16 protein-coding genes and 1 pseudogene are annotated in these 15,384 nt (G+C 65.6%); 10 read left to right on the top strand and 7 right to left on the bottom strand.

Going from position 1 to position 15,384, the window contains the following annotated elements:
* From OG225_RS07390 to OG225_RS07375, 4 genes are all read left to right on the top strand, one after another.
* Nucleotides 1–729 carry an SDR family NAD(P)-dependent oxidoreductase gene (locus tag OG225_RS07390; RefSeq protein WP_405180985.1) on the top strand — a complete coding sequence of 243 codons (729 nt, stop codon included), beginning with the start codon at nucleotides 1–3 and terminating at the stop codon, nucleotides 727–729.
* Nucleotides 730–732: 3 nt separating this feature from the next.
* Nucleotides 733–1,023, top strand: coding sequence for a nuclear transport factor 2 family protein (locus OG225_RS07385; protein WP_405180984.1), 291 nt, complete (start codon nucleotides 733–735; stop codon nucleotides 1,021–1,023).
* Nucleotides 1,024–1,194: 171 nt separating this feature from the next.
* Nucleotides 1,195–2,079, top strand: a complete 885-nt coding sequence (locus tag OG225_RS07380; RefSeq protein WP_405180983.1) for a tyrosine-type recombinase/integrase — start codon at nucleotides 1,195–1,197, stop codon at nucleotides 2,077–2,079.
* Nucleotides 2,080–2,301: 222 nt separating this feature from the next.
* Entirely contained in the window at nucleotides 2,302–3,060 is a 759-nt protein-coding gene (locus OG225_RS07375) for a MerR family transcriptional regulator (RefSeq protein ID WP_405180982.1), read from the top strand.
* Nucleotides 3,061–3,159: 99 nt separating this feature from the next.
* Here the strand turns inward: OG225_RS07375 and OG225_RS07370 are convergent.
* From OG225_RS07370 to OG225_RS07355, 4 genes and pseudogenes are all read right to left on the bottom strand, one after another.
* Nucleotides 3,160–3,519 (bottom strand): annotated as a pseudogene (locus OG225_RS07370) (DUF4158 domain-containing protein); the annotation flags it as partial.
* Nucleotides 3,504–4,648 (bottom strand): IS3 family transposase gene (locus OG225_RS07365; protein WP_405180878.1). Its coding sequence is split into 2 segments (ribosomal slippage): nucleotides 3,504–4,372 and nucleotides 4,372–4,648, totalling 1,146 coding nucleotides; the frame shifts between segments, so codons are not numbered across the junction. The pseudogene OG225_RS07370 and the gene OG225_RS07365, both read right to left, overlap by 16 nt.
* Before the next feature lie 280 nt (nucleotides 4,649–4,928).
* Nucleotides 4,929–5,597 (bottom strand): hypothetical protein, encoded by a 669-nt coding sequence (locus OG225_RS07360; protein WP_405180981.1) that lies wholly within the window; start codon nucleotides 5,595–5,597, stop codon nucleotides 4,929–4,931.
* Nucleotides 5,594–6,157 carry a hypothetical protein gene (locus OG225_RS07355; protein WP_405180980.1) on the bottom strand — a complete coding sequence of 188 codons (564 nt, stop codon included), beginning with the start codon at nucleotides 6,155–6,157 and terminating at the stop codon, nucleotides 5,594–5,596. Before OG225_RS07355 ends, OG225_RS07360 begins: the two co-directional genes overlap by 4 nt.
* Nucleotides 6,158–6,684: 527 nt before the next feature.
* Between OG225_RS07355 and OG225_RS07350 the strand changes: the two genes are divergently transcribed.
* The 4 genes from OG225_RS07350 to OG225_RS07335 all read left to right on the top strand — a co-directional run bounded on the left by OG225_RS07350 (nucleotide 6,685) and on the right by OG225_RS07335 (nucleotide 11,429).
* On the top strand, nucleotides 6,685–7,896 hold the full coding sequence (locus OG225_RS07350; RefSeq protein ID WP_405180979.1) for a hypothetical protein: 1,212 nt from the start codon (nucleotides 6,685–6,687) through the stop codon (nucleotides 7,894–7,896).
* 283 nt (nucleotides 7,897–8,179) lie between these two features.
* Nucleotides 8,180–10,423, top strand: coding sequence for a hypothetical protein (locus OG225_RS07345; protein ID WP_405180978.1), 2,244 nt, complete (start codon nucleotides 8,180–8,182; stop codon nucleotides 10,421–10,423).
* Nucleotides 10,424–10,752: 329 nt separating this feature from the next.
* The gene (locus tag OG225_RS07340) at nucleotides 10,753–11,310 is read left to right on the top strand and encodes a DUF3558 domain-containing protein (protein WP_405180977.1); all 558 of its coding nucleotides are present in this window, start codon (nucleotides 10,753–10,755) and stop codon (nucleotides 11,308–11,310) included.
* The gene (locus tag OG225_RS07335) at nucleotides 11,307–11,429 is read left to right on the top strand and encodes a hypothetical protein (RefSeq protein WP_405180976.1); all 123 of its coding nucleotides are present in this window, start codon (nucleotides 11,307–11,309) and stop codon (nucleotides 11,427–11,429) included. The genes OG225_RS07340 and OG225_RS07335 overlap by 4 nt, the downstream gene beginning before the upstream one ends.
* 25 nt (nucleotides 11,430–11,454) lie before the next feature.
* Here the strand turns inward: OG225_RS07335 and OG225_RS07330 are convergent, their stop codons facing one another.
* Together OG225_RS07330 and OG225_RS07325 are read right to left on the bottom strand one after the other, a co-directional pair.
* On the bottom strand, nucleotides 11,455–11,793 hold the full coding sequence (locus tag OG225_RS07330; RefSeq protein WP_109522594.1) for a hypothetical protein: 339 nt from the start codon (nucleotides 11,791–11,793) through the stop codon (nucleotides 11,455–11,457).
* Nucleotides 11,786–12,088 carry a hypothetical protein gene (locus tag OG225_RS07325; RefSeq protein ID WP_405180975.1) on the bottom strand — a complete coding sequence of 101 codons (303 nt, stop codon included), beginning with the start codon at nucleotides 12,086–12,088 and terminating at the stop codon, nucleotides 11,786–11,788. Before OG225_RS07325 ends, OG225_RS07330 begins: the two co-directional genes overlap by 8 nt.
* 333 nt (nucleotides 12,089–12,421) lie before the next feature.
* Between OG225_RS07325 and OG225_RS07320 the strand changes: the two genes are divergently transcribed.
* Both OG225_RS07320 and OG225_RS07315 read left to right on the top strand, forming a co-directional pair.
* Entirely contained in the window at nucleotides 12,422–13,072 is a 651-nt protein-coding gene (locus tag OG225_RS07320) for a hypothetical protein (protein WP_405180974.1), read from the top strand.
* Nucleotides 13,073–13,594: 522 nt separating this feature from the next.
* Nucleotides 13,595–13,840 (top strand): hypothetical protein, encoded by a 246-nt coding sequence (locus OG225_RS07315; RefSeq protein WP_405180973.1) that lies wholly within the window; start codon nucleotides 13,595–13,597, stop codon nucleotides 13,838–13,840.
* Between the two features lie 393 nt (nucleotides 13,841–14,233).
* Here the strand turns inward: OG225_RS07315 and OG225_RS07310 are convergent, their stop codons facing one another.
* Nucleotides 14,234–15,340, bottom strand: a complete 1,107-nt coding sequence (locus tag OG225_RS07310; protein ID WP_405180972.1) for a terpene synthase family protein — start codon at nucleotides 15,338–15,340, stop codon at nucleotides 14,234–14,236.
* Nucleotides 15,341–15,384: the final 44 nt, after the last annotated feature.

Genomic DNA, 15,384 nt, shown 5'->3' with positions numbered 1-15,384 from the left:
GTGCGAATCTCAGGATCCACCGCCCTGGTCACCGGCGCGAACCGCGGCCTCGGCGCCCGACTGGTCACCGAATTGCTCGGTCGTGACGCCGCCACCGTCTACGTCGCGGCCCGCGACCCCGAAAACGTCGCCGCCGATATCCGCCGCGACCCACGGGTGCGGGTACTGGCGCTCGATGTCACCGAGCCCGACAGTGTCGCCGCCGCCGCGGCGGCGGCCACCGATGTCGACCTGCTGATCAACAACGCCGGTGTGCTGGGATTCGGTGATGTGCTCACCGGTGACCTCGCGTTGTTCGAACGCGATCTGGCCACCAACTACCTCGGCGCGTTGCGCGTGACCCGAGCGTGGTTGCCGTCACTGCGCGCGGGCGGCGTACGCGGTGCGGCGGCGGTGGTCAATGTGCTCACCCTGATCGCGTTGGCGCCCGTGGCGCCGATGGCCGGCTACTGCGCGTCCAAGGCCGCCGCGCATTCGATGACCCAAGCGTTGCGGGCCGCGGTGCGCGAGCAGGGTATCGAGGTGATCGGCGCCTACCCGGGCGGCATCGACACCGACATGCTTGCGGGCGTCGAGGCCGACAAGGCCGACCCGGGCGAGGTCGCCGCACGCATCCTCACCGGGATCGAAGCCGGACAGCAGGTCATCTGGCCCGACGACGCCTCCGCCGGCGCGGGCAAGCTCTACCTGGGCGACCCGGTCGGGCTCGAAACCATGCTCGCGGCCTGAACCATGCCCGCTCGACACAGCGACGGCCCGCGACCCGACGCCCTGGTGCGACGGTTGCTGGCCGTCGCCGGTCAGGGCGACCGGCCCGCCCTGACCGAGATCCTGCACCCACGATTCACCATCACCGAACCTGCATGTCTGCCCTGGGGCGGCACCCACACCGGCATCGACACCTACATCACCCTGATGACCCGCATCGGCGAATCCTTCGACATCGCCTTCACCCGCGAACGGATCATCACCGACGGCCCCACCGCGGTACTGGGGGTAGGGGAGCATCCGGCAGAAAAGTAGCGCTAAGGATTTACGGCAGATAGTGGCTCACTATCTGCCGTAGACTGCGAGTCGTCCTGGCGCGACGGCACGTTCGGGACGGGGCGACTCGGGAAACTATCTGCCGTAGTGCGCGAGGCGGTCGATGTGGGGACGTTGAGCACACTGCCGACGACGGCGGCCGGGGTCCGGTTGGCGGACGCGGCGAAGATGTTTCTGGACACGATCACCGTCGCCAATACCCGACGCGGTTACGCGGCCGCGGTGGATCGGCTCGTGCGCGACTTCGGCGCGGACACCGATGTGGCGCTGTTGGACCCGGAGCGCGTGTCGGGCTGGTTCGTGTTCGTATGGGGCGCCAAGTCGCCGAAGACGTTCAACCTCCGGTTGACCGCGCTGGCGTCGGCGTGCGCCTGGTGGCGCAAACAGAAGTGGCTCGTCGGTGATCCGCTGGTGCGCCTGGAGGCGCGACCTGCCCCGCCGGACAATAGCAAGGCGATGACCCACGACGAGGTTGACCAGCTGCTCGACTCGGATGCGCCGCTGCGGGAGCGCACCTTGTGGACGATGCTGTACGAGTCTGCGGCCCGTGCCGAGGAGATCCTGACGCTCGACGTCTCCGATCTCGACACCGTGAACCGCTGCGCGACCGTGGTCCGCAAGGGCGGCGCCCGCGACGTGATCTATTGGCAGACCGGCACCGCCCGGCTACTGCCCCGCTTGATCGGCGGACGCAAGCGCGGCCCGTTGTTTCTCACCGACCGCAGGGCGAAACCGTCTGTGGCGCTGGCCGATATCGACCCGAGCACGCAGCGCGCCCGGTTGTCGTACCGGCGGGCGGCGACGTTGTTCGAGGAGCACACCACAGGGATGAAGCGCGGCCCGTTCACGCTGCACCAGCTGCGACACAGCAAGCTCACCCACGCGGCCGAGACCGGCGCGTCGACACCGATGTTGATGGCGCTGTCCGGGCACGCTTCCGTGCGGAGCCTCGCGAAGTACACGAAGGTGTCGGCCGAGGCGCTGGGGCGTTGGCAGGCCGCTACCGACCCGGCCTCGCGTCGGCGCGGCCGGTGACATCGGGAACTCGACGGCGGCCGCGATGGCGTCGACGGCCGGGGCCGGGTCGTCGGTGCCGGCGGGGATGATGACGAGTTTGTCGTCGTCATCATCGATGCGGTGGATGAATCGAATTCTCAGCTGCTTCGGCGCATTCCCGCTTGACCTTCACGTAACGGCAACTTTTAGGGTCGAAGACGAGGCCGGACGGACCGACCTCACGGACCGATGGGAAGCGTCATGAGCTGGTCGATCGCGGATGTGGCAAGAATGTCGGGCGTCACCGCCCGCACCTTGCGGCATTACGACGACATCGGACTGCTCGAGCCCGCCTGCGTGGGCACCAACGGCTACCGCTACTACGAGCAGGAGCAACTGCTGCGCTTGCAGCAGATCCTCGTCCTGCGCGAACTCGGCCTGAGCCTTGCCGAGATCGCGCAGGCGGTCGACTCCGAGCCGGACACACTCACCGCCCTCAAACGGCAACACATCCGCCTACTCGGAGAGCGCAACCGCCTGGCGCGGATGGCCGACACCGTGGCGCGCACCATCGCCGAACTCGAAGGGAAGACGGAAATGACAGTCAAGATCAACCGCCCGGAAAATCTGTTCGAGGGCTTCGACCACACGCAGTACGACAACGAGGCCCGCGAGCGCTGGCCGGAGGAGTTCGAGCAGTCTCGGCGCAACACCGCAACGATGACTGCCGAGGACGTCGAGCGCATGCAGCGTGAGTTGACCGCGGCGATGATCCGTATGGCCGAGTTCATGGCCGCCGACACCCCGGTCTGCGACGTGGCGGTCCAGGCGGAGATCCACACGCAATACCAGGACATATGCCGCTTCTGGACCCCGAGCAGGGACGCATACAGATGCATGGGGCAGATGTATGTGGACGACGAGCGGTTCAAGGCAAACTACGAGAAGATCGCCGAGGGCCTGGCCGAATATCAGCGGGACGCGATGGTCGTCTATGCGGACGACCGGCTCGGCGAGTAGTCCTCGGCCTGGAAGCCCAGAGTATCCCGGATAACGCAGCGTCCCCTCCGCGGCCAGTGCGGAGGGGACGCTCCCATTATCTCGGCAATCGGGCCGCGTCATCTTGCGGTCGGTATACCGCTTCACGCAGGACGGATCTTCCACCCCGAGTTGCTCAGCGAGGTACTCGACCAGCTCACCGGGCACATCCAGCGGGTCGGGCAGGAACATCCCCAAGTTCCGCACTGTGATCGCTTGGACCGCGAAGCCCAGCCGGTTGTAGTCGCGGCGGCGGGCAGCGATCAACCCACGGTCTTTGTCATCCAGGTAGCAGTGCCGCTCCATGTCCTGCCTGGACAAAGCCCCGAACCGGCCGTAGCCGCCGCCCTCATCACTCACCGCGCTGAGCAGTCCCCGATAACGCGACCACCCGGGAATAGAGTCAGGTGATATTGGTGCGGTGTTCAGTTGGTTCCGCATCCCACCGGGTGGTGGGTGTGGGTGCAGGCCGCAGCGTACTCGGCCGGTGTCCGGTAGCCCAGCGCCGAATGCCGGTGCCGCCGGTTGTGGTCGGTCTTGAAATCTCCGATCACCACCCGGGCCTCGAGCAGGCTGGTCCAGTGGTTGCGGTTGAGGCACTCGGTCCGCAGCCGCCGGTTGAACGATTCGACGAACCCGTTGTTCCAGGGCGTGCCCGGTGGAATGTAGGAGATCCCGACCCTGTCAGCGCAAAACTGTTGCAGGGCATGAGAAATCATCTCCGGACCGTTGTCCATCCGTAATACCCTCGGCGGGCCGCCGGCCGCGGCGAATACTTTGTCCAACTCGGCGACGAGCCGGTCGGCGGTGATCGACCGTTCCACCAGGTGCAGCAGGCATTCGCGGGTGTGTTCATCGATCATCGACGCGATCTTCACCGCCCGACCGTCGGTGGTGGAGTCGAACTGGAAGTCCAACGCCCACACCACCTTCGGTGCATCGGCCTCGACCGGTGGGACCGAGGAGACCCCCGCTCGTTTGCGGGGATGATGTTGCCGGACCTGAAGGCCTTCCTCGCGCCAGAGCCGGTGGACCTTCTTGATATTGACCCACGCGCCCTCGTCGAACCGCAGAGCCGCCCAGGCGCGACGGAACCCGTGCCCCTGATTCTTGACCGCATACGAGCGCAGCCAGGCCCGCAAACCGGCGTCCGGATCGGTCGGGGTGTCCTTGATCGGCAGCCGCCGATAGGTCGACCGACTCAGCCCAACAACCTTGCACGCGAACCGTTCCGACACATTCAGTACCTCTTTGAGCATGTCCACGGCACGGCGTTTGGTCGCTGGGCTCAGAATTTTCCCCGTCCGATCTCCCGCAACGCGTCCTTCTCCAGCTCCGCATCCGCCAGCAACCGCTTCAACCGGGCGTTCTGCTCCCGCAACTCCTTGAGCTCCTTGGCCGCCTCGGTATCCACCCCGCCGTACTGGCGGCGCCAGTTATACAACGTCGCAGCCGAGATACCCAGATCGGCGGCGATCTCCTCGCCGGTCTTCCCTGCCGCGGTCAAATCGTCGGCACGGCGCAGCTTCCTCACGATGTCTTCCGCGGAATGCCGCTTGCGTCCTGCCATGTCCTCAGTGTCCCTTCTCGGCCCTCACCAGGCCAAACAAGGACTCTAATACCGGGCGGTCCCATCTACGGGGTACGGCCCAGCGCCATGAAATCACCTACAGCCCAACACCGCTGGGCGAGCGAGTGCTTAGCGCTACTTTTCTGCCGGATGCTCCCCTACCCCCGGGTAGCGATCACAGCTGGCTGATGGCAAGCACACCCCGCAGAGAGGGAAGTGCCGTCCCAGCCGCGGCGCCGCCTCTGTACGAGAGGCGACGCGACCGGGATTGTTCCGAGGTCTATCGCGGCACTATCTCATCGAGATTGTCCGCCAACGCATGGGCGATTTCGCGGGCGTGGAAACTGTCTGCCGTCACGTCCAGGTGCGTTGTGGTGTCCAGTGGAACCGAAGTCGACAGGCGTACGAGCACATCGAGATTTCTCGACCGGAAATGTAGTGCGGTGGAGACTGTTCCGGGTGTGGTGTCGGTGACGATGTAGCAGTCCTCGCCGATGCTGTCGCAGCGTGTGTATTTGTCGGGTCTGGTCCTGGTGAATGATTCTTCGGACAGGCGCAGTCGATACCCGGGTTCGAGGCCGAGGTCGCTGGTCGTGACCGTGAAGCCCAGATAGACCGTCCGCAACGTGACCTGCGTCGAACCTGATCCAGCCGCATCGCCACCGGTCCGGGGGTAGGCGCCGCTACAGGTCAGTGTTTCGGTTCTGGGTGGGTCGTCGACTCCGCCGGGCTGGTATTGCAGGTCGGTGCGGTACAGGTCACCGGTGAATCGCGCGATCTGAGTCTCGATTTCGGCGATGAGAGAGCCGCAGTCGCTGGGGGCTGCGGCGAACATCACCGATGTGTTCGGGGTCGATCCACCGCCGTTGTTGTCTGTGCCGCAGGCGGGAACTCCGGTGAAGATGATCGCGAGCAGTGCGGTGGCGGCGCGGCGTGTGACGGCTGTCATGACGGCACTCCCCAGGGCGGGCCGGTCGGGTTACGAGGCTGCCAGGAGCCGGGATCGCCTGCCGACGGTGCGATATTTCCCGGGATTTCGACGCCGGCGATCAGACTGACGATGGTATCGACCGAGCCGCCGATGTCGGTCATGTACTCGGTGAGATCTTTGAAGACGGCAGCTGTTTCTGTGGTGAAGTCCGCCAGAATGCTCCTCTTTTCGGCGAAAATTGAAGTACCACTACCTCCTCCCGGGAAGAAGCCTCCGGCACGGATGTCGTACTCTTTTGCCTCGTTCTCACGTAGGCGGGCCGCATAGTTGTGGATGTGCGCGATGTTCGCGGAATAGGATTTCGACACGAAGGCGCCGATGTCGTTGATCTTGTCGTACATCGCCTGTAGTTGGGTCTTTTCGTCACGGGATGCGGTGACCAAGCGGCCGACGTAGCTGGTCGCAGATTCGCTCGCAGTACCGGTCCAGCGTGCCTTGAGGTTTTCGTTCGCGGTCTCGAGTCCGACGCCGTTGCCGCTTCCGTCAACTGCCTTTGTCAGCGATGTGATCGCGCCCAACCACCCTGTCAGGACCTCTGAAACCCAGGACTGCCGACCGGCCATTTGTGCACGTCACGCACATTCCGCCGGTTGGCAGTATCCGCGTGCGGCAGAAGGATGTTCAGCACTGTGCGTGACGTGTGGTCCCCATGTGGTCCCCGTAGCCAGGCCCGCAAAACACGATCCACCGCGTCGGTGTCATGGCGCTACGCGCGCCGCAGACCTCATCCTCGCTCAGTTCCGGACTGCGGCAGACCTCGATACCAACACGGTCGGGGCCACGCCGTCGTGAGTGCCCGAGCATCCAGCCTCCAGCACCGAACCACAAAGTCCACCTGCGGTATACGAACCGACCCGCGTCCACACCAATCCGGGCAACAGAGAGAACGCACCATGGAATCCGCCACCATATCGCCCCCGACCAGTCCCTTCGCCGCCAACGCTCGACGAAATTCTCAAGGCTTGTCCAACTCGAATCGCAGCCACGGTGCGGCCGGATCCGGCGCCGACCTCAATGACCTTCCCTCCGGCCCGAGGCAGGATCCATGACACCGAAGTCGCTATCACCCAGCCACCAACTCGCTGATCCCGCGGCGCTCGGACGATCGGTCGAGGTCGCCCGCGATTGCGTTCCCCTACAGGAGGTCTCGGAACTCTACGAGGCGATGACAGTCGCCGAGATCGAAGCCGAGCAAGGATTGGCCCGCTGGGAGCGTGCCCAGCGGCGTCGGCAGCGCAAGCGTTCGGTGCGTGGCGAGTTGGCCGAGCAGGCGCGAGTGCAGCGGATTGCGCGACGGCTACGACAGCAGGACACCCGCCAACTGCGTTGGTTGGCCAATGCCCGGGCAGAGCGTGCGCGAGCGACGAACCCAGACGCGTTGGTCGGGGCGTTACACCACCGCGCGAAGCGCTCGTCGTTGCTGTTGCGGAGTGTGATGGGAGTCGGGTTGCTGTGGTCAGCGGTCAACGTCGGCCGCAACCTCACACCCGCCGATATCACGCCGGGACCGACCTGGTGGCTGTTGTGGGCGTTGTCGTTCGGGATCGAGGCCATGATCTCGGTACCGATCCTCGAGATCATGGCCCAGGCCGCCACCGCAGCCCGACTCGGCCACCGCGTCGACCGCGCCAGGATCGTGTTCTTCGAAGCCGCGCTGCTCACCGGCACCGTCGGATTGAACTGCGGCCCACACCTCGTTCGAGGCGATTTCGGCAGGGCAGCGGAGTACGCGGTCGCGCCGGTCATGGTCGTGGTGTTGATGTGGCTGCACGCATGGCTGACCACTCGTTACGCCGAACTCATCGAGCAGGTCAGCACCACAGACAGAACCACGCAGAATGTCGCGACGATCGATCTCGAGCCTGCACACACCCAGCATCGGAGTACCGGTCGCCTCCCGCAGCACCTCGAGGACGAGGCCGAGGCGATGTTCACGCATCTGCCCTCCGATCGTGCCGAGACCGACGATTCGGGTGGCAACAACGTTGCGGCGGTACTCGGTCAGGACCTGGCGCGGATCGCCGAAAAGTTGGTCGCGACCGGGCGTAGTGAGAAGACGGTCGACGAGATCATCGACATTCTGGAACTCGCTGCGACGGGGATGAACGCGAACGCCGTCGCTACCGCGATGTCGACCCGTACGGGAGCGACGTGGCGGCGATCCACCGTCGATCGGATCATCGCCCGCGCGGTGCAGTTCGGATTCCCTGTCGTGGGGCCGCGATTGGAGGTGGTTGCCGACCAGAAGCCTGCCTGATCAGTTCCGGTCGACCGGCGACGGTTGGTGTGGGTGCGATCCGCCTGCGAGGGATCGCACCCGCCTCGGAAACCGAGATGGCCCAACAGAACCAATAAATCGAAACCCCAGTTGGCGCTGGGGACTTCACACCAAAACAACGCGAAGGCTGTCCATGACTGGCACCTCCGAGGCTAGCCCATGCCCAAACCACGATTCAACCCACACGACCACGCCCTCCGCATACTCGTACGAGCCGCCCACCGAGGTCGTCGACGCTAACCGATCCAGTCGTACCGGAGTAGTGGGCGACGAGCAGATGGAGACCGCGCGGCACGTGTTCGCGGAGCTGGCGCCGTTGATCGCTGCCCGACGTTCCATGCGGTTGTGGAACCCCACCGCAGTGCCGTCGCGGTTCGCTGACCGCGCGCAAACCTTGACCCACAAGCTGCCCGATAAGCCTGCGGCAGTACCGATCTACCTCCACGGACGCACCCGACTGCTGGTCCTGGACTTCGATGCCAAACACGGCCACAGCCCCGCCACCGTCGACCACCATGTCGAGCACTGCCTGACCCTGCTACACGCCTGCGGCGCCCTTACCGTCTCCGATCGCTCCACCAGCGGCGGCCGCCACATCCTGGTCCCCCTCGCCGAAGGCACCACACTCCCCCGCACCGAGATCGAACCCGTCCTACGCGCCTTGGCCGACCGGCTACCCAGCCTCGACATCACCCCGATGCTCAACGACCGCACCGGCAGCATCACCCCACCCGGATCCCGCTGCCGCGATTACGGATTCCGCACACTCGACGGCACACTCGACCACGCCGCCCACGCACTCACCGTCCGCTCCCCCGTGACGTTCTGGCCATCCTTCGCCCGACTCCTCAGTACCAACACCGGCAGCGGTCCCTCGGCCGCGCGTGACGACGATCGAGTGCGCGCGGGGTCGCGCACATCGCGCGCGGGTTCGCGCGCAACCGCGCCCACCAGCAACGGCACCCCGCCGGATGACCCCAGCCGGGCATGGGAGGGAGCAGGTGATCATGCGCGGCTGCGCGCACGCTATCGACGACACACACCGATACCCGCAGTGGTGCTCGCTTTCGCGCGCGAGGGCCACGCACCGCAGCAGCGATGGCGCGCACCCAACGGGCGCGTCGATCGCTCGGCCGCGCGCCAATCCGTGCTCACCGCCGCCGCCCTGCGCGGCTACAGCTTCACCGACCTGCTCGCCGAACTTCCCTCCCAGGGCGGCACCTGGACCGGCCTGGCCGATGCCTACCACCGCTACGGAGCCCAATCTCATCGAGCGCTACGCCGGGACTGGAACAGCGCCTGCCACTGGACATCACGACACGCCCCCGAATTCCTGTCCCACGCGCACAAGAACATAAAGCACACAGGGGGGCCGACTCGAGCGACGAAACACACCGGACCGCAACGACGCTGGCTCGCCTCCGCCATCGCCTGGACCGACGCACAATGGCCCAACTCCCCGAAACGCTGGACCGCACACGCTGCCCTACAGGCCCTCGCTCACGCCAGCACTCTCAACGGCGCCGTGCACCGCGGCACACCCACCGTCGAGTTCGGCGGCCGGTCCCTGTCCCTGATGGCGGGCGGGATGCCCGAAACCACCCTCTGGCAGATCCTGCGCGAAATCCGCGACCTGCCCGGCGCACCGATACTGCGGATACGCGCCGCCACCGGCCACCTAGCCGACCGATACGCCCTCATCACCGCCAACCTCGCCGGTGCGCCCATCCCGACCAGCCGCGCGCGGATCGCACGCACCCCTATCCAACCCGTCCACCCCGCTTGGCGCGTCATCGGCCTGCGATGCCGACGCCTCTACGAGACCATCCTCGACGGAACTACCAACCCCGCCGACGCGTTCGCCGCCGCCGCACTCGGCCGCACCGCCGGATACACCGCCCTGGCCACACTCACCACCACCGGACTCATCCACCACACCCACAAGACCGTGCGTGCGGGATCCACGACACTGGACCACATCGCGCGCGCCCACGGGCTACCAGCACGTCGTCAAAACACCATCGCGCGCCATCGACGCGAACGAGCGGATTGGGCCGCCTGGCTTAGCGCACGCACCTCTCGTCCACCGCGCGCACCGCGAACGACCAGCCAAGCAATCCCAGTCCGCACGCAATCGAAGAGAACATGCACCGGCACCGACCGCCACGGCCTCCGGACAACCGCCCGGAGCGCGCGCACTACACCGAGCGAGATCCCACACGCCAAGCAGACCATCGCGCGCAGACCGTCCACCACATCACGCCCCCATCAGCCCACACCGGACACTTTCGCAGCCCCACCAATTGCCATTCGCGGTCTACCGCTCACTGACGCCGAGATCTACATCGAGGCGACACCCCGCCTGGGCGGACACTGGCTCGTCCTACCCGACGCAACCACGCTGTACCAGCGTTCTACCGGCACCTTGACCGCCTCGACAGTCCCCGCGGCCCTCCTGCGGGCCTCCTCGACCTGGACACAACTACACCCGCTGAGCTCGGATTAGAGGCCGCTCACAGGTCCGCGGTGTAGTCCCCCTCAGCGCGCGCACTGATCAACCCATCGCACACGCGGCGATCGCCCACAGCCGGATTCGCGCAACCGGATGCCCGCCACCTCCCGAATCACGAACAAGACACGCTGCTGCTCCAGCAGCCCGCGACGCTAAGCTTTGGCGGTCACTTCGCCGACCGCCAGTTCGGCACCGTCGCCGACCAGGACGGCATCGCTCGATGGATTCCGGTCACGCACTGACCTCACCGCTGAGCATGCTTGCGGTAGTCTTCGGGCTCGACACGGCGGGGTGGCCGCCTCGATCGGGGGATTGTGATTCGAATGCGTTGGGGTAGAGGCAGTTTGATTGTCTGCGTTGCTGTGTCCTTCCTGCTGCCCGGCTGCACGACCACCGTGGCCGGGAAAGCGGTAGTGGCCGTCCGGGACACCGACCAGATCGTCGTGTTCAACCCGTGCCGGGGAGAAGACTTCGACGAGGCCCTGCGATCAGCCGGTCTGGACCCGGCGACCAGACATGTCGTCACCGACGCACCGGAAGGTCCCGCATCGTGGCGGGTCTGCAACTGGCGACCTCTCGATGTTCGCCAGCACGGATCCGCCAAGCTGGTCGTGACCCTGTTCTCCACCAGCCACACCCTCTACGAACTACGCAAGAAGGAGAACGCGGTCATCGTCGGCCACACCCGAGTCAACAAGCGCCAAGGCCTGGTGTCCAACGAACGATTCGACCCAGGGACCTGCTACGTGTCCTTCGACGCCCAACAAGGCATGTTCGAAGTCAACGCCGGATGGCTCAGCGACGAAGGCACACGAATCGGCGAGCCATGCCAGATCGCACAACACTTCGCGCAGGCACTCGAACCACACTTACCGAAATGACCTATCCGAAGAAAGGATCCACATCGGCGGCAACAACCATCGAGATCCACGCTGTGATCTTGCCGATCCTGTTCCGAAACGGCATCCACGCCAGCGCCCAGCAGCTCGAGCCTCGTTAACCTGCTGCCACCGCAGACCGCTGCCTCAGGATGCTTGGCGGTGTTCGTCCTCGTGCTCGCGGCGAGCGATCACCCCGAGCAGGTCACGCACCCACGCCGGTCGTTGCTCACCCGCTTTGCCTTCGGCGACATCGCGTTCGATCAGCGAGCGTATGTACGCCGACTGCGACAAGCCCAACTCAGCGGCGCGACGCTTGCACGCTTTGTCGAGGTCATAGGTCATTTTCACCGAACGCGGGATCAGGACAGGGTCGGTGTCCGGGCCGGTCCGAATCGGTGGGTCGACGGGTTCATCGGTAAACTCGAGTCGCTTGGCCATCGCCGCGACCTCGGCGGGGCTCATGTTCTCGAACGGATCAGTCATTGCGGGTCGCCTCCCACTTCTCGAAGTCTTCGACCTGATCGGCGGTCAGGTACTCGGCGTTGTACACCTCGATGTCGCGACCGAGACGCCGTGCGTAGACCACCAAAGGGGTCCCATCGTCGGCACGGCCCCAGACCACCAGCGAACTCAGTCCCGTGACCGGGTCACCGGCAGTCCGCAACCACACCCGCTGCCGACCAGCTAGCCACGCATTCACCAGGTCGAATACGTCGTCCGGATCAACGCCTGATCGGGCCAACAACTGCGCGAGTGCCCAGTACCATTCGATCGCCACACCCGTCAGACTACCCACAGACTACCCGATCTGTCCCGGGCTGACCAGGAACCGCACGGATGTTCCAGCTCACCTACAGAAGCTCTTGGTCGACCAAGACCACGTGCCTCGGGTTCGACACTCGCCGACAGCACCCACCAACCCAAACCGTGGGTTGTACCGGCGGATCAACGAATGAGCAGCCCACGGCGACCAGACAGCGGCCTATCTCGCTGACGGATTCGTTGTCCGGCAACAGCGCACCTGGACACATCGGTCCTGAACTGTCGGTACCAATCTCGATTGTTCAAATCCCGCCCGGCCGGAGGGTCTGCGCTCGCAGAACGACTTTCGATGACAGGAGTGCCCGAGATGGGTGAATCGGTGCCGACCGAACATCAACCACAACCGACGATTCCGGAGCATCGGACGCAACTTCGACCAACCAACGAGATCCCTACCGCGGTTGCCGTGCAGGCGATCCTGTTGCGAACCGACGACATCGCGGTCGCGATAGCAGGGGCCCGCGCCTACCGGCACGGCGTGGAACTACACTTCCAGCTCCACGTCCGTCCCGGCGCTCGTTGCACCGCCCTCGGTGCCTTCGCGGGCTACCCCGGCGGAACCAAGGACCAATTCCTCATCGGTCTCGAATTCGCCGACGGCCGCACCGTCACCAACTGGCCAGGCGACCCCACCGACCCTGACACTCCGACACTGATGGCCTCCGCCAGCGGCGGGAGCACACTGCTCGCCACAGCCAACTACTACCTCACCCCGCTTCCTCCCCCGGGACGGCTGTCGGTCATCGGTGCCTGGCCCGCCCGACAGATAGCCGAACACCGGATTGAGCTCGACACCGACGCGATCCGCCAGGGCGCCGCAACGTCGACGGTGCTGTGGCCGCAGCAACCGGACACACCATCAACTCCCCTACCGACGATCCCGCCCGCTATCGAACCCGACGGATGGTTCGCCAGAACCCGCCCCTCCCTCATCGCCTGACAATCCCCAGGTCGTGCGCGGAACGAACGCGTCCAGCGCAGCCCCGCTCAGCTGTACCCCGGTCGCCGGGCTGGACAGGTACTTCCCTGTTCCATCCCCGACCACCGCGGCCGCCAGAGCGCACGGCGCAAAACGACCCGCGTGTGTGGACGCCATCAGCCACGCCGAGGAGGAATCGGTCTACCGCCGCCGCATGATCGAAATCGGAAGCCGAAGGCCACAAAGTACCGGTCCGCGGGTGACGTGCCCAGCCGGCATTCTGCGGGTCTGATCGGCGATGAGATCTATCGACGATGACCGGTGAGGTCTGCGGTAATGTCCGCGGCCCAACCTTGCCCGCGTCGCGCGCGGTGCCACTGCTCGATCACGCGCCATTCCCAGATCGGTTTGTCGGCGGTGATCGGCGCCGGTTCGGGCATCAATTCGCGGTTGAGGTAGGTGCGGATGGCCGCAGGGTTCGTGCCAATGCGTTCGGCGACCGCAGTGACGTCGAGGTAGAGCGGGGGTGTGCACCGCGTCGGGATGATCGACCTTCCGATGGACGCGGGCCATCCCGTCGTCGAGACCGGACTCGGCCACGACGAGCGAGCGCGGGACACCCCACCACAACGCGACACGCTCGGCTGTGGAGAGCGGGCTGTTGTAAGAGCCACCGGCCGTCAGGCGTGCGAGGGCCTGACCACGTTCGTCGAGTTCGGTGTAGGCGGCGCGCGCGGTCCGCAGCATCGTCGTGGCACGTTCGCAGCGCTCGGTGACCAGACGGGGTAGACCTTTTCGGCGCGGGCCGCGGCACTCGCCGCACGCCGCACCACCCAGGGCCGCTGACCATCGCATCCCACCCGAAAGTGCTGACAGAGCCACAAGCCGAGCGACGGACGGGACCGCGGCAAGCACACAGCACCGCATATATTGTGCGACGGGTCCAGATTTGGTCCATGCCGTCCCGCCTCGCCTGATTCCGGTCTACGACCGTCTCGGACAGTAGCCGTGCAAGGCCGTGCGCCCGGCGCCCGCCACCGCCAGCGCCCGCACCACGTGGCTCCCGGCACTGTTCCGGACTCCGCCAGTGTGGAACCGCCCGAATCTGATGTCGGCGCCAGCCGCTGCCAACGGTCGTGCCGAGCGCTTCCGGCAGGGGTCCGCGATCCCCTACCCACAGGCTCAGTGCTCGTGGTTTTCGGTGAAGATGGAGTTGCGCTTATAGCGGGCGGTGCGCACCTGCCACTCCCAGGTAGCTTGCACCGCGCCGGTGAGGTCGTCGATGTGCTCGCCGATGCTGGTTCCCAGCGCGGTGTCGGCGAGTGCGGCGCAGCGCGCGGTGAGTCCAGTACGCAGGACGTGGAATTCGGTCAGTTGCTCACGCACGAGTGCGGCGGCGTGCTCGATCGCGTCGGCCAGATTCGCGTCTGTGGAGTTGAGCAGGATGATCGGGACCAGGTTGGAGTCGGCGCCGCCGGTGATGCATTCCTTCTCAAAAGAGAAAAGGTCGTTCATCAAGCCCCCGATCCGCACGGTCAGGTCCCGTAGTCGCCTCAGGTCGGTGTCGAGCCCGGCAGCGGCGATCGGCCCCCACTGCAAGTAGGTGTCACGCCCGTATTCGCAGAACGCGAGCACCGGATACATGCCCGACATGTCGGCGCGCAGCGCGATGTAGTCCCCCACGTCGAGGAGTTGCCCGCAGGCGCGGGCGTTCTGATCACGGTTCGCCGGGCGCAGATGCGCGACGGTCGAAGCGAGGGTGGTCCCCAGCCAGCGCGGGTCGGCGTCGCGGCTGAGTCGTTGCAGGAATTCGTGGGTGGCGGCCTCGACGGGTACAGGTTCCGGTGGCAGATCACCGGTTTCGAGCATGTCGCACAGGCGGTCGATGGTGGCTCGGGCCTGCTGTTGCTGCGCGCGGGACAAATGCGCGTGCTTGTCCCGTCCTACGGTGTCGTTGAGCCAGTACAGGATGGCGTTGAACAGGCCGATCACCGTCATCCGCTCGAGGGTGATCGTGTTCGGATGCAGGTAGGGGGTCATGCTGTTGTAATGCGTCGCGCCAGGTTCGAGCCAGATCTCGTGCTCGCGGCACCACCGTTCCACCTCCCGGCAGGCCGACTCGCCGAATCGATTCGGTGTCAGATCGCGACAGTATTCGACGATGTCCAGTTCCGGTGTGCTGAACAGCTCCCGCAACGACCACCGGCGCGGCGATCGCAGTATCCGTTGGTACTCCTCGCGCATCGAAATCAGCTTCGTCTCGACCGGTTCGGTGTAATCGACCGACATCACTATCCCTTCGCGAACGGACTCGCCGTACCCTCCAGCAGAAG

The sequence above is a fragment of the Nocardia sp. NBC_01377 genome (assembly GCF_045040005.1).
Classification (GTDB): domain Bacteria; phylum Actinomycetota; class Actinomycetes; order Mycobacteriales; family Mycobacteriaceae; genus Nocardia; species Nocardia noduli.
The sequence above is the reverse complement of the archived record's forward strand: the minus strand, read 5'-3'. Positions and strand labels throughout refer to the sequence as shown.

Coding starts and splice junctions, on each gene's coding strand:
- OG225_RS07310 (WP_405180972.1), bottom strand. CDS start 15,340: ATGTCGGTCGATTACACCGAACCGGTCGAGACGAAGCTGATTTCGATG.
- OG225_RS07335 (WP_405180976.1), top strand. CDS start 11,307: ATGACCTATCCGAAGAAAGGATCCACATCGGCGGCAACAACCATCGAG.
- OG225_RS07360 (WP_405180981.1), bottom strand. CDS start 5,597: ATGACAGCCGTCACACGCCGCGCCGCCACCGCACTGCTCGCGATCATC.
- OG225_RS07375 (WP_405180982.1), top strand. CDS start 2,302: ATGAGCTGGTCGATCGCGGATGTGGCAAGAATGTCGGGCGTCACCGCC.
- OG225_RS07330 (WP_109522594.1), bottom strand. CDS start 11,793: ATGACTGATCCGTTCGAGAACATGAGCCCCGCCGAGGTCGCGGCGATG.
- OG225_RS07340 (WP_405180977.1), top strand. CDS start 10,753: ATGCGTTGGGGTAGAGGCAGTTTGATTGTCTGCGTTGCTGTGTCCTTC.
- OG225_RS07320 (WP_405180974.1), top strand. CDS start 12,422: ATGACAGGAGTGCCCGAGATGGGTGAATCGGTGCCGACCGAACATCAA.
- OG225_RS07315 (WP_405180973.1), top strand. CDS start 13,595: ATGATCGACCTTCCGATGGACGCGGGCCATCCCGTCGTCGAGACCGGA.
- OG225_RS07385 (WP_405180984.1), top strand. CDS start 733: ATGCCCGCTCGACACAGCGACGGCCCGCGACCCGACGCCCTGGTGCGA.
- OG225_RS07350 (WP_405180979.1), top strand. CDS start 6,685: ATGACACCGAAGTCGCTATCACCCAGCCACCAACTCGCTGATCCCGCG.